This is a genomic window from Paenibacillus sp. LX16 (genome assembly GCF_036252815.1).
GTDB lineage: Bacteria > Bacillota > Bacilli > Paenibacillales > Paenibacillaceae > Paenibacillus > Paenibacillus polymyxa_B.
In genome coordinates this window covers 635,443-647,884 of the sequence record NZ_CP141152.1, presented here as the reverse complement: position 1 = coordinate 647,884, position 12,442 = coordinate 635,443, and the positions used below count along the sequence as shown (strand labels likewise).

General features: G+C 46.5%; 13 protein-coding genes. 7 read left to right on the top strand and 6 right to left on the bottom strand.

Annotated features, from left to right (window positions below; genetic code table 11):
* Nucleotides 1–2 precede the first annotated feature (2 nt).
* From T3H97_RS02925 to T3H97_RS02910, 4 genes are all read left to right on the top strand, one after another.
* Nucleotides 3–1,325 carry an MFS transporter gene (locus tag T3H97_RS02925; RefSeq protein WP_029515915.1) on the top strand — a complete coding sequence of 441 codons (1,323 nt, stop codon included), beginning with the start codon at nucleotides 3–5 and terminating at the stop codon, nucleotides 1,323–1,325.
* 45 nt (nucleotides 1,326–1,370) lie between these two features.
* Nucleotides 1,371–2,759, top strand: coding sequence for an amidase (locus tag T3H97_RS02920; RefSeq protein ID WP_328801631.1), 1,389 nt, complete (start codon nucleotides 1,371–1,373; stop codon nucleotides 2,757–2,759).
* Between the two features lie 29 nt (nucleotides 2,760–2,788).
* Entirely contained in the window at nucleotides 2,789–2,980 is a 192-nt protein-coding gene (locus T3H97_RS02915; protein ID WP_328801630.1) for a hypothetical protein, read from the top strand.
* Nucleotides 2,981–3,137: 157 nt separating this feature from the next.
* Nucleotides 3,138–3,749 (top strand): TetR/AcrR family transcriptional regulator, encoded by a 612-nt coding sequence (locus T3H97_RS02910; RefSeq protein ID WP_081112483.1) that lies wholly within the window; start codon nucleotides 3,138–3,140, stop codon nucleotides 3,747–3,749.
* Between the two features lie 712 nt (nucleotides 3,750–4,461).
* On the opposite strand, the gene T3H97_RS02905 is transcribed toward T3H97_RS02910, so the two are convergent.
* The 5 genes from T3H97_RS02905 to T3H97_RS02885 are packed head-to-tail and all read right to left on the bottom strand — an operon-like array spanning nucleotide 4,462 to nucleotide 8,782.
* Entirely contained in the window at nucleotides 4,462–5,781 is a 1,320-nt protein-coding gene (locus T3H97_RS02905) for an ABC transporter permease (RefSeq protein WP_328801629.1), read from the bottom strand.
* Nucleotides 5,774–6,676, bottom strand: coding sequence for an ABC transporter ATP-binding protein (locus tag T3H97_RS02900; protein ID WP_039270422.1), 903 nt, complete (start codon nucleotides 6,674–6,676; stop codon nucleotides 5,774–5,776). Before T3H97_RS02900 ends, T3H97_RS02905 begins: the two co-directional genes overlap by 8 nt.
* A 2-nt stretch (nucleotides 6,677–6,678) precedes the next feature.
* The gene (locus tag T3H97_RS02895) at nucleotides 6,679–7,581 is read right to left on the bottom strand and encodes an ABC transporter ATP-binding protein (RefSeq protein ID WP_328802767.1); all 903 of its coding nucleotides are present in this window, start codon (nucleotides 7,579–7,581) and stop codon (nucleotides 6,679–6,681) included.
* Nucleotides 7,582–7,619: 38 nt separating this feature from the next.
* Nucleotides 7,620–8,021 carry a GntR family transcriptional regulator gene (locus T3H97_RS02890; RefSeq protein WP_039270421.1) on the bottom strand — a complete coding sequence of 134 codons (402 nt, stop codon included), beginning with the start codon at nucleotides 8,019–8,021 and terminating at the stop codon, nucleotides 7,620–7,622.
* A 41-nt stretch (nucleotides 8,022–8,062) separates the two neighbouring features.
* The gene (locus T3H97_RS02885) at nucleotides 8,063–8,782 is read right to left on the bottom strand and encodes a hypothetical protein (protein WP_328801628.1); all 720 of its coding nucleotides are present in this window, start codon (nucleotides 8,780–8,782) and stop codon (nucleotides 8,063–8,065) included.
* 234 nt (nucleotides 8,783–9,016) lie between these two features.
* On the opposite strand from T3H97_RS02885, the gene T3H97_RS02880 reads away from it, so the two are divergent.
* On the top strand, nucleotides 9,017–9,244 hold the full coding sequence (locus T3H97_RS02880) for a DUF1858 domain-containing protein (RefSeq protein ID WP_029515936.1): 228 nt from the start codon (nucleotides 9,017–9,019) through the stop codon (nucleotides 9,242–9,244).
* A gap of 14 nt (nucleotides 9,245–9,258) precedes the next feature.
* Nucleotides 9,259–10,518, top strand: a complete 1,260-nt coding sequence (locus T3H97_RS02875; RefSeq protein WP_328801627.1) for a DUF438 domain-containing protein — start codon at nucleotides 9,259–9,261, stop codon at nucleotides 10,516–10,518.
* Here T3H97_RS02875 and T3H97_RS02870 read toward each other — a convergent pair.
* Nucleotides 10,507–11,019, bottom strand: a complete 513-nt coding sequence (locus T3H97_RS02870; protein ID WP_250242903.1) for a GNAT family N-acetyltransferase — start codon at nucleotides 11,017–11,019, stop codon at nucleotides 10,507–10,509. The two genes, T3H97_RS02875 and T3H97_RS02870, sit on opposite strands and share 12 nt — an antisense overlap.
* A 112-nt stretch (nucleotides 11,020–11,131) precedes the next feature.
* On the opposite strand from T3H97_RS02870, the gene T3H97_RS02865 reads away from it, so the two are divergent.
* Entirely contained in the window at nucleotides 11,132–12,418 is a 1,287-nt protein-coding gene (locus tag T3H97_RS02865; RefSeq protein WP_328801626.1) for a hypothetical protein, read from the top strand.
* Nucleotides 12,419–12,442: the final 24 nt, after the last annotated feature.

Below are 12,442 nucleotides of genomic sequence, written 5' to 3'. Positions count from 1 at the left end.
CTATGGATACTCAATCAATGGCTTTATCCGGCAATGAGCGGAAATTAATGGGGACACTTTGCTTGCTCATTATTTTCGGAAACATCAATATGACTATGTTTAATTTGTCTATACCTTCGATTTCCGCTGACTTTGCCCTGACCTCCTCGCAGGTGAGCTGGGTTATGGTCGGTTACAGCATTTTGATGGCTATCGGCGCCGGTACTTACGGCAAGTTAACGGAGTCCTTTTCCTTTCGCCAGCTGTATGTCATTGGTTTAATCCTTTTAGCTTTCGGCTCTATGATCGGCTTTTTTGCAGCTTCATACTTGCAAGTCATCATTGGAAGACTGCTGCAGGCAGCAGGGGCCTCATCCATCTCTCCCCTGTCTTATGCGGCAGTAACCCTGTATTTTAAGCCTACAGTCAAGGGACGGGTGCTGGGAACCTTATCCGCCACAATTGCCTTTGCTTCCGGCTTCGGGCCTGTGTTCGGCGGTTTCGTGGAGCAATACTTTGGCTGGCGTGCTTTGTTCATCGTGTCCAGTCTGAGCCTATTTGTTATCCCTTTGATATTCAAGTATGTTCCTGACAAGAAACACGACCGCGGTTCATTCGATTTTCTCGGAGCTGTTTTGTTCTCCGCGGGACTGGCGTTGGTATTGCTAGGGGTTACGAACTATTGGTTTATGCTCATTGCAGGAGCAGCAGTTCTTCTATGGTTCGGTACTCATATTCAGAAAAAAGAACATCCATTTATCGATGCATCTTTCATGAAAAATGCTCCTTACCGACGAATTTTAGGGATTGGATTCCTTACCTTCGTATGCAACACGGGGTTAACCTTTACTCTTCCTGTCATGATGAAAAATTCCTTTCATTTACCAACTAGTAAAATCGGTCTGCTGATGCTTCCCGGTGCCGCCTGTGCAGCCTTGCTCGGATCCCGGATCGGAGGTTGGACAGATCGTTTCGGAAGCTCCCGCGTGCTTGTCATATCGCAAAGTCTCGTCATCAGCGGATTTATACTACTGGGGGTATCCGTACATTTGCCGCCATGGATCGACGCTTTATTGATCATTATCCTTATGATTGGATTCAACGGTGTCCTCACCTCTAGCAGCAATTTAGTTTCGACGACACTCCGTTCGGCTGAGCTGGGTGTGGGGATGGGTATTTTCACACTGGCCTATCTCCTAGGCGGAGCATTCGGCCCTGCGCTGGTCGGCCGACTGATTGATCTAAAGATGCCTTTTTCTGTTGTTTATTTTACCATTTCCCTGTTGGCAATCCTGACATACTTATTCGCAAGAAAAGCAAATCCTAGCGGAAGCTATGGTAATTAGTTTGGTAGACTTACGACATGTCCGAAAGATACGGAGGATGAATAGATGAGTAAATTAAATTCCCAACTGTCCTTTGCTGCTATTCATGAGCTGGCCGAGGGGATCCGAACAAGGGAAATATCCCCGGTAGAGATTACAGAACATGCGCTTCACCGCATCGAACGTTTGAATCCGAAACTGAACGTTTTCGTTACCCAAACGTCCGAACTGGCGATTGAACAAGCGAAGCAATCGGAACGCGATATTATGCATGGTCGGTACAAAGGGCCCCTTCACGGGATTCCCATCGTTCATAAGGATCTATATTACACTAAAGGGATCCGAACAACTGCCGGTTCAAAAATATTGAACAGCTTCGTCCCCGATTACGATTCGACGGTTGCAGCTAAGCTACATGAGGCTGGAACAGTTCTGCTAGGCAAAGTACAGACTCACGAGTTCGCTGCGGGATTGACAACAACTAGCCCGCACTTCGGTCCTTGCCTCAATCCGTGGAACACTGAACTTGTAACGGGAGGTTCAAGCGGCGGTTCGGCTTCTGCTTTAGCAGCTGGACTTACTTATCTGGGCACAGGCTCGGATACCGGAGGTTCGATCCGCATACCCGCTGCTTTGTGCGGTGTCGTAGGGATGAAGCCGACGTACGGTCGGGTCAGTCGGTATGGTATCATTCCAATGGCCTGGTCATTGGACCACTCGGGTCCGTTGACCCGCTGTGTCATGGATGCGTCCCTGTGCTTGGATGTGATGTCTGGCTTCGATCCAAAGGATGAATCGACTGTCGATCTGCCTGCGCCAGGTATCAAGATGTATCCGAATGGTCTCAGGGGTGTGCGTATCGGATTGCCGACAAGCTACTATTACGAGGATTTGATGCCGGAAGTGGAAGCTGCGATGAAGGCCGCTATCAATAAATTCCGAGAACTGGGAGCAGAAATCATCGAAGTTAGCCTGCCCCTGATCAAACATGTTAGAAGTGCGACGATGGCCATTATGATGACGGAAATGTACTCGAACCACGAGAAGTGGCTTGAGACAGAATTGGAACAGTATGGACCGGACGTCCGAATGTTTCTTGAAAGCAGTAGAGATATTCCGGCTTCCATTTACCTTCAGTCTCAGCGGGCCCGGCAACTAATTGTCAATGATTTTTTGAATGCATTGTCCGGAATCGACATCTTGTTGACGCCGGCAACACCGATCACTGCGCCGCGTGCAGATGATGATGCTAGTGTATTCAGATTGAACTCATTTACGGTTCCGACCAATTTGACTGGCTTGCCTAGCCTGAGCATGCCTTGCGGCTTCTCACCTTCCGGTCTGCCGATTAATATGCAATTGATTGGCCGCCCCTTCGAAGAAGCGACAGTACTAGGTATCGGCAATACTTATGAAATGAATACAGACTGGCACAAGAGACATCCGGATTTGTAAGCCTGACTATATTTGATGGAGGGTAATCTATGGATCAAAAGCAACTTAACTTTGAAGTTAGCAGGAAAGCATCAACCGAAACCGGAACAGATACGACGAGCGACAAGAAAAAAGCATACGAGCAGTTTATTCATACGATCGCAAGTTTAAAGGAACTGGACCTATCGGGCATTGAACCGCATTTGCCTCCAATTTACAAAAAGCACTATACCAAGAAATAAAAAAAGCTCATCGGTCACCCAAATGAATGTATTTTTAATTTTTCACGAAATGTATTATAATATGAAGACGGACAACATGTCCTATACACGAAAAACGGACATATTGTCCGTTTTTCGTGTTAAATAACAGTTAAATTAATGATGAAGGGAGATGTTTATGATGAATTCAGAATCGCAATCTGTCTCTCTGAAAATTCCCAGAGAGGAGTTAAACCGAAGACGAATTTTGGCGGCGGCTAGAGAACTTTTCATCAAAAACGGTGTTGACAATGTCAATATGCATCAGATTGCGAAGACTGCTGGAGTAGGACAAGCAAGCCTATACCGCCGCTACTCGGATAAGGGCGACATATGTCAGGAGATCGCGTATGAAGAATACCAACCTTTGTTTGATGAAGTTCAAGCATTTCTTGATCAATCCCCAGAAACCGCTGCCTTGGACCGGCTTTACCATGTAATCGTAAGATATGTCTCTTTTTTAGAGGCGAAAGTTCCTTGGCTCTGTGAGGTCAGCCGGGCCTCAACCGGGCATCGTCCGTTACAATCTCCGTTATGTCAATGGATGCGCAATATAAGCAGAAATCTGCTAAATGAGGCCGTTGAACAGGGAGACGTATCCGGGGTGGACATTTCATATACTATTGAAGCTCTGCTGGCCGTGCTTCACAATATCGATTACCATCTCCAAGATGAAGGCTTTACAAGCCAACGAGTTCTTGATGGATTACACCGCATATTTATTGAAGGTTTAAGAGCTAATAGGCATTAATTGAGGGGCTGGCCACAAAGCCACATAACATGGATGAGGGATAGTCCTGCGTAACTCTCTTTTTATCTCATAATGGTATATTGAATGTACAAAGAAACCATATCCTTTCAAATGGTCGGGTGGTACCTCCATTTTACCCAGGAACGGTTTCTTATTGTTTTACAATTGGAGAACAGGACGTCCCTAGTCATTTTTATGACTTATGGGACAACCCTTTTTTTCTGCCAATGGCTGCTACGCGAATTGTCCGGATCGGACTTCCATGGCACGCTCTCCTTATTCGGTCTTCTTATCATCAGCAGCGCTCTTTCGACTACTTCCTGTAGGCTTCGTAGCAGCAGGCTTAGTAGCCTGAGAATCCATGGAGAACAAGCAGGTTTTCATCTTATGTATTCCAAAATTGCAGTTGAAGAGATTTGTACAGCACTTGGGGATTTTATTAACTCATCTTCCAAACTCCACGTCCAACTTCTCCAATCCATAACCAAACCACCTTTACGAAAAGTATCAATTATGATCGTAATTTGGATTCGATATCGATAATACCATATGTTAACATATATAGAATATATAGAAACACAAAAAACCAATAGAAACAAGGGGCTTTGTTTCTACTGGTTTAAAAATGTCTCAAACATATACCCAAAAATGTCTCGGTTATCAACCAAATCAGTCTCAATTTTTACCGTTACTCATGTGTATTGCTAAAAATTTAAATCTTGTAAGCCTTCATAGCTTTTCTTAGCTCTTTGAACGAAGGACGTTTACCATACATTAAGACACCCGTACGGTAGATCTTGGCGGCCAGCCAACCGAACAGCAAAATGGAGGCGACCAGAATACCAAGTGACAGCCAGATTTCCAGCAGGCTCGCCCGTTCCAGACCAATCCGCAGCAGCATGACGGTTGGCGAGAAAAATGGGATGTACCCGGCAACCTTTACGAAAATCGTATCAGATGCGGCGATATTGAAGATACCGATATAAAAGGCTGCTAGTGACAGCACGGTAATCGGCATGATCGCCTGTCCCAACTCCTCGGTACGGCTAACAATGGAGCCCACCGCGGCGAACAGTACTGCGTAGAGAAAGTAGCCGAGGATGTAGAATACCAGACCATAACCCAACACCGCGATATTCAGTTGCGACAGATCCAGCCCGGCTGAGCTAAGAATGACATTATTATGCGGCAGCATAAGGTTGGCACATACAACGGCTGCAAAGACAGCAATTTGCAGCAGGCCGACCAGGAAAATGCCGATAATTTTTCCGAACATCTGGGTCAACGGCGATACGCTTGTGATGAGAATCTCCATGATACGTGAGCTTTTTTCCGATGTCACCTCTGCAGCAATCATATTCCCCGTCATCATGGAGGAGGTGAAGAATAAAATCATCAGTACGTAGACCAAACCATAGTTAATCATAGAGGTCTCTTTTTTCTCTGTCCCCACGGCTCCCCCTGCCTCAGACGGACCGTCTACTTCCCTGCTATCCACCAATACAGGTGTGCTAATTTCACGAATTTGATCGCTGGTCAATGCATTGCCGCCCATAATGGCTTTGACCTTAGCTTCCTGAAGTCCCGTCTGCAACAATGTAATTACAGCAGGAGATGGCTCTTTTTCTACAGAGACGTACTCCACTTTAGGAAACGCGTCTCCCTTGGCGGCAGGCTCCGTGAACTGCACGTAACCTTGCAGCTCCCCGTTTTTCAAGGCTTGTTGCATTGCCGGCGTTTGTACGCTGTCATAACGCACCCAGAAGGCTGCCGGGTTGGATTGCTCCTTGGTGAATTGCTCCAGCTGATTCGCCACTTCTATCCGGCTCCCAGCAATCAGTCCCAAGCGATGATGCTCGGCTGCCGTTGTGCCCGAACCTCCTACCCCATCTCCTTTAAACAAAGAAATCAAATACGGCAGATTCATACCAATCGTAATGAGCAAGGCCAGTACCAGCGTTGTAATGATAAAAGATTTGGTTCTCGCCTTCTGACGAAACGTAAAACCGATCACCGTACCCAGTCTATTCATGGGAATCACCCACCTCTCTTATGAAAATCTCGTTCAGCGTAGGTTCCTTGATCTCAAAATGCTCTACATCCGTTTGCTCCAACGCCGTTTGTAATACCAACTTTGCCGCATTCGGCTGCTCAATATGCAGCATCCAGCCGCGATCCATAGGCTCTACACGGCGCACGCCGGGCAGCTGCTCCAGTCCGTTCACTTCACCTGTAGTGATGAGACGAACTTTTTCACGTGGATAACGGCCCTTAATCTCCTGCACACTTCCCTGCACTACGGTATTTGAGCGATGCAAAATCGTAATATGGCGGCACAGTTCCTCCACATGCTCCATGCGGTGGGTCGAGAATAAAATCGCAGCCCCATCGTCCCGCAGCTCCTTCACCGTATCCTTAAGCAATTCAACATTTACCGGATCAAGCCCACTAAAGGCCTCATCCAAAATGAGCAGCGTTGGGCGATGCACGACGGCAGCAATAAAGCCCATTTTCTGCTGATTCCCCTTGGATAGCTCCTCAATCCGCTTGTCGTAATATTCCGGCACTCCAAAGCGCTCCAGCCAGTAGCGTAGACTTTTGTCCGCCTCCTTGGCCGACATGCCGCGCAGCCTGCCCAAATAGTTAATTTGCTCGCTCACCTTCACCTTAGGATACAACCCGCGCTCCTCGGGCAAATAGCCCATCGTCCGCTGAAGCTCCTTGCTGTAGGGCTTGCCCTCATATTGAATGTTACCTCCATCAGGGTAAATCAGACCGAGCACCATGCGCATCGTTGTCGTTTTGCCTGCTCCATTGCCTCCCAGTAGTCCGTAAATCTCTCCACCGTTCACATTCAGCGAAATTCCGTTCACCGCCGTGTGGTTCCCATATTGCTTTACGACCTCTTTCAATTGCAGCATGCTCATGATTACTCCGCTCCTTTTTTATGCGTGTATATCTCCGCATCTTCTGATAGTTGTCCCGCAGACCAATATACTAAAATATCATCCAGCTCCAAACGCCGCACACGGATGGGCCGAATGCCCGCTTGTTCCAATATGGCGCTGGTCTCTCCGGCTGCCAACGTTACAATTCGCTGCAATCCGCCTTCGCTCTCCATCTCTACAACACCCGGAAGCTCCGATGCCTCCTCCGGTGTGCCTTCAAACCACATTTCTTTGCTATTTTCGAGCAAATGGTCTTTTTCCAGCTTGCCGAGCAGCCTGCCATCATGCATCAGGACAATATAATCCGCCAAGCGTTTGATTTCGTCTATGATATGAGTAGCAATAATGACCGTCGTTTTGCCGTTCTCCATACAATCCCGCAGTTCCTCCAGCATGATCTTCCAGGCAAAAGGGTCCAAACCCGACGAAGGTTCATCCAACAACAACAATCGAGGATGAGGCGCCAAGGCAGCTGCTAACTCAAACTTACGACGTTCTCCCTTGGACATGCCCGATAATTTCGTATGCTGAGGAACCTGAAATCGTTCCATCAGACGCTGAAAACGTGTTTCATCCCAGCCGGGATACCATAAGGCTCGAAAAGCCGCTGCTGCTTCTGCCGTGAGCCGATCTTCCTCACGGGTCGGCTGCTCTGACAGATACCCAACCCATTGTCGTGTATCTGCTGGCATGCCGTCTGGATACGATTGACCGAACCAACGAATTTCACCGGAATCCGGGTGGATAAGCTGAGTCAGCAGATGAATCAATGTACTTTTGCCTGATCCGTTATGTCCAGTCAAAGCGACCACATACCCCGGTTCAACGGTCAGATTAATCGGTCCAATTACCCGGTTACCTCGGGTTTTATAGACTTGGCTCATCTCAATAATCGGTGTTTTTATCTGTATCTTCACGGGCGTCACTCCTTCACTTGGACTTCATACCTTCTCTTCACCATTTCTGCGAAAAGCTCCAACAATTCCTGTTCTGTCATCTGCACAGCGATGCCTGTGTCAATCGCGGTTTCCAACGCCTCAGTCACTGCTTTAAGGCGGTAACCTGAGCGCTTATCGTCCTCGACCAGAGCTACGAAGGTGCCCGTCCCCTGCCGGGTACGAAGCAAGCCCTCGTTCTCCAAATCCTGATAGACCCGCCGGACGGTGATGACGCTGCAGCGGAGCGTCCCTGCGAACTCCCGAATGGAGGGAAGCAGCGTTCCCGCTGCAATCTGTCCAGTTACAATGAGTGAACGAAGTTGCTTTTCAATCTGCGCATACAGTGGTTCCGCGCTATTCTCATCAATTTGCACTGGTATATTCACCTGCTTCTCCCCCCTTTTTATCTATCTTTGTACACATACCGCTAAGTTAAATCCCGTTTCATAAGCTTACGCTGTGTCACCCTGTAGGACATCCACATACCCAGAGCTCCTGCCAGCAGCGCTCCCCACATCACCGGAGACAGCAGCTGCCATTCCTTGCTGTAAAATGCCGTTATCGATACCAGATTGGCCCCACATACTCGAACTATAATCGTAACTATCCCACAAATTAGCATGATGACAATGGATAGCCAAAAGTAGGATTTTCCTTTTTTAAGAAATTCCAAATGAATATAAATGGCTTGAATCAGCATTCCGTAGCCTATCCAGGTAAGTGCAAACGATACAAAGAAACCTGTACTGGCATATACCCGAAACGTAGCTGACAACGTAAACAAGAGCGTAAAAAATATCACACTATTCGCAACAAACGCCAAAAGCGCCTGTTGAATTCGACTCATAATCACCGCATTCATCGGTATAGGCAAGGTGCGGAAAAAGGCTAGCATATGCGTATAGGAATCTTCCTGAAGATATTTAAATGCACGGCGGTTATAAATGTATCCGAGAAACGGAATCAACACCAGCATGATAAAATCGGCTACCGGACTCAAGTTTCCACGTTCATCCCAATGCACACTTACAGCAAAACTCATGGTAAATCCCAAATACGCAATAAACAGCAATGTCCACAGCACAACATATGGATTGTTGCGAAAATCCTGCCGGGTAATCTTCCATGCCTGCTTGATGATTGTCATTTTCTTATCCTGATCCCTTCTGCACTGCCTGTAATGACGACCTCGTTCTCTCTTCATACGAAGTTATTATTAAAGTAATCAGTGTTATTACTGTATATATCTTTATACACAGTATATAAACCATGAATTACAACTGTCAACACCTGAATGTAAATTGTGCGTACAATCACAATAGCTCGTCAGGACCTATGCTACTCTGTAAATGATAAACGTTCTCAATCAAAGGATGAACAGATGGATAAGATACTGCACTGGGATGAGCCGATATTTAACCTTGTTAACCGTTATCCCGAAGTGAAGGACATTATGGTAGAGCTAGGTTTTCATGATATCGCCAAGCCTGGCATGTTACAAACCGCAGGTCGTTTTATGACACTGTCCAAAGGTATTGCATTGAAAAAAGTAGCTATGGAAACCGTGGAACGCACGTTTTTGCAACATGGTTTTACCATTCAAAAATAAAGGAGCTAACGATCATGAGCGAGCTAATTAACAACCGTGAACATACAACACAGGAATTAACGGAGCGCCAACAAACGCTAAAGGAAATTATAAAAGAATTACATGCTGGGAAAAGCGTGGAGGAAGTCAAAGCGCGTTTCGCAGAGGCTGTTGGCGGAGTAAGCGTGGCGGAAATTTCAGCTATGGAGCATGCATTGATGACTGAGGAGGGGATTCCCGTATCGGAAGTGCAGCGTCTTTGTTCTGTGCATACATCGATATTCAAGGGTTCCATTGAGGATATTCACCGTCCTTCAGGACCAGAGGAACAACCGGGACATCCTGTTCATACCTTCAAGCTTGAAAATCGGGAGATCGAACGACTAGTCAACTTCAAGTTGTCATTGCATGCGGACCAATTTCAAAAGGACGACAGTCCCAAAATTATCTACAAGCTACTGGAAGATTTAAGTCTGCTGCTCGATCTCGATAAGCACTATAGTCGCAAAGAAAATCTGGTCTTTCCTTATCTAGAACGCTATGGGATTTTTGGTCCAACCAAAGTCATGTGGGGTGTGGACGACAGCATTCGTGCCGCAATCAAGGAAGCGAAGAGTCTGCTCACCGAATATAACGGAGATCGTGAACAGATTGGGAATGCGCTTGCCCATATCATGAGCGAAGTGAATGAAATGATATTCAAGGAAGAGAATATTTTGCTGCCGATGGCACTCAGTAAGCTGACAGAGGATGAGTGGCTGAAAATAGCCCGGGAAAGCGAGGAAATCGGGTTCTGCCTGACTGCTCCTGAACGTGAATGGATACCCGAACGGGCAGAGGAACCTGCGGAAGCCCTTGAGCAAACAGAAGGCACATCCGGAACACCGCAAGGGTTCGTGCGATTCGAGACAGGGATTATATCTGTACAACAATTGGAACTACTGTTGAATCATCTACCCGTTGACCTGACCTTTATAGATGAAAATGATGTTGTTCGCTATTTTTCCCATGGTAAAGAACGAATCTTCGCGCGCACAAAAGCCGTCATTGGTCGTACCGTACAGAATTGCCACCCGCCCCAAAGCGTGCATGTCGTTGAGAAGCTACTGGAAGATTTTAAGGCAGGTCGCAAGGATGTTGAGGATTTTTGGATTCCAATCAAGGACAAATTTGTCTACATCCGTTATTTTGCCATCCGTGATGCAGAGGGCCGCTATCTGGGAACGTTGGAATTTACGCAAAATATCGCACCAATTCGTGCCTTGGAAGGACAAAAGCGTATTCTATCCGAATAGTATCCAACCGTAAGCCACCATGTTCAGGTTTTTGCCACCCAAACTTATAATATGTTGTTCTACTATAAGTTTGGCCCCTAGCTTTTCATAAAAAGTACATGCTGGGTTATCTGCTAGCACCCATACGATTACAGAGTGAATATCCATACTATTAAAATGTTGAAGCAGACGTAAAAATAGTCTCTTCCCCAAGCCTAAACTATGGTATTCACTCAAAACGTAAATAGCCGTTATTTCTCCCCCATACGGGGGATATTCGCCTGACTTTTCCGGCCCCCCACTCACAAACCCGATGATTTCCCCCTTCTCATTTTCAGCAACATATACCCGACGACCGTCTTCACTGGTTAGATTCGCATTCCACAGTTCTGTTCTTTGCTCATAGGAAAGCCGTTCAAGAACCTCGGCAGGCATTATATCTTTGTACGTCGTCCTCCAGCAATCTACGTGCACCTTGGCGATGTCCTCGGCATCTGATATCGTTGCTTCCCTGATGTTCATGTGTGTTCCACTCCTAGTTTCCAATATTATGCTTTCTATAATACCGATGATCCAAATCTTGTTCTATAATAAGAATATTCAATGCTACTCATTCATTACTGGAGGATTCGACTTGAATAAAATCGTTTCATTCTATGTGCCGCTGGGCATTTCGTCATTGATCGCTGCACTAACGCATGTCATCGTCAATGCCGTGCTCGCTCGTTCGGAACATCCTTCGTTTACATTAAGCAGCTATGCGGTCGCCGTCAGCTTGTGCCTGCTGTTGGAAACTCCATTAACCGCTGTACGGCAGATGACCACGAAATTCGGTTATGATCGCAAGTCCGTTCATTCTATCGGTATTTTATGTACGTTCGTGGCGGTGGCAGTATTGATCATAGGCTGGAGTATCGGGTTGACGCCCGTAGGCAATCTGGTCTTTCAATATGTATTTGGTGTGTCCCCAGTATTGATCGAACCCACCAAGAACGTATTTCAGGTTCTTACTTTACTATACATATTAGTAGCTGTCCGTAACATATATCAGGGACTTATTATTAACAAGCACCGAACGGCATGGATGACGTTCAGCTCGTCCATACGTATTCTTGTGATGCTAATTGCTTCATGGTTTTTGATCCGTGCTGGCTGGACGAATGACGGACGAGTCGGTGCCGCCATTTTTATTGGAGGTATTCTCATAGAGCTCGTCGTTACTTTTTTAGAAGGCCGGGTTCTCAAAAGAATGCTGCCTCCTGACAATGGGGAGCAAACCATCCATCACGCGAAGCATCTCCTACCTTTTTACCTTCCTTTGCTATATTCTGCGCTGGTGCTGGTTATCTTGAATCCTTCCATTCAAGCTGCGCTGAACAATACAACTGATCCACTGTTGGCCGTGGCATCCTTTTCTGTAGCACTGCAAATCCTAAATCTATTTGTCTGGTTTTGCAGCTCTTTGCATCAAATTGTCATTCAATTTTATACGACCAAGCGCAGGGAAGTGCTAATATTTTTGGGCTTTTTGTCCACCCTGTCGCCGCTGCTACTACTGTTACTCTCCTTCGGATTTGCTGGTGATCCTGTGTTACGGAATGTATTGGGATTGGAAGGAGAACTGTTGCTAGAAACCAGAGGACTGCTTCGCATACTGGCTGTCTATGTTGCATTTTATCCTTGGGTGGAATATTTTATTGGACGGTCGATATTAATCGGCAATACTAAACCTATCTTTATCGGCAGGCTGTTTTCTGTGAGCTTTGCAATTCTCGCGCTTATTCTGTGTATCTGCTTTTTTCCAGGACTGGACGGCAAAATGGCGGGAATTGTGATGGCCGTTTCCTCGCCTGTCGAGCTGGGGATTTATCTGTTGCTTTATCGAAAAATCTCTACAGCCACGATGAATGCGTCATCCTGAAAAAACTTACCTAGAGAGCCTTAT

What these genes read in the sequence shown, in the direction of transcription:
- T3H97_RS02870 (WP_250242903.1), bottom strand. Translation starts at nt 11,019, where the DNA reads ATGAACATCAGGGAAGCAACGATATCAGATGCCGAGGACATCGCCAAG.
- T3H97_RS02920 (WP_328801631.1), top strand. Translation starts at nt 1,371, where the DNA reads ATGAGTAAATTAAATTCCCAACTGTCCTTTGCTGCTATTCATGAGCTG.
- T3H97_RS02915 (WP_328801630.1), top strand. Translation starts at nt 2,789, where the DNA reads ATGGATCAAAAGCAACTTAACTTTGAAGTTAGCAGGAAAGCATCAACC.
- T3H97_RS02910 (WP_081112483.1), top strand. Translation starts at nt 3,138, where the DNA reads ATGATGAATTCAGAATCGCAATCTGTCTCTCTGAAAATTCCCAGAGAG.
- T3H97_RS02885 (WP_328801628.1), bottom strand. Translation starts at nt 8,782, where the DNA reads ATGACAATCATCAAGCAGGCATGGAAGATTACCCGGCAGGATTTTCGC.
- T3H97_RS02925 (WP_029515915.1), top strand. Translation starts at nt 3, where the DNA reads ATGGATACTCAATCAATGGCTTTATCCGGCAATGAGCGGAAATTAATG.
- T3H97_RS02880 (WP_029515936.1), top strand. Translation starts at nt 9,017, where the DNA reads ATGGATAAGATACTGCACTGGGATGAGCCGATATTTAACCTTGTTAAC.
- T3H97_RS02875 (WP_328801627.1), top strand. Translation starts at nt 9,259, where the DNA reads ATGAGCGAGCTAATTAACAACCGTGAACATACAACACAGGAATTAACG.
- T3H97_RS02900 (WP_039270422.1), bottom strand. Translation starts at nt 6,676, where the DNA reads ATGAGCATGCTGCAATTGAAAGAGGTCGTAAAGCAATATGGGAACCAC.
- T3H97_RS02905 (WP_328801629.1), bottom strand. Translation starts at nt 5,781, where the DNA reads ATGAATAGACTGGGTACGGTGATCGGTTTTACGTTTCGTCAGAAGGCG.
- T3H97_RS02895 (WP_328802767.1), bottom strand. Translation starts at nt 7,581, where the DNA reads ATGAGCCAAGTCTATAAAACCCGAGGTAACCGGGTAATTGGACCGATT.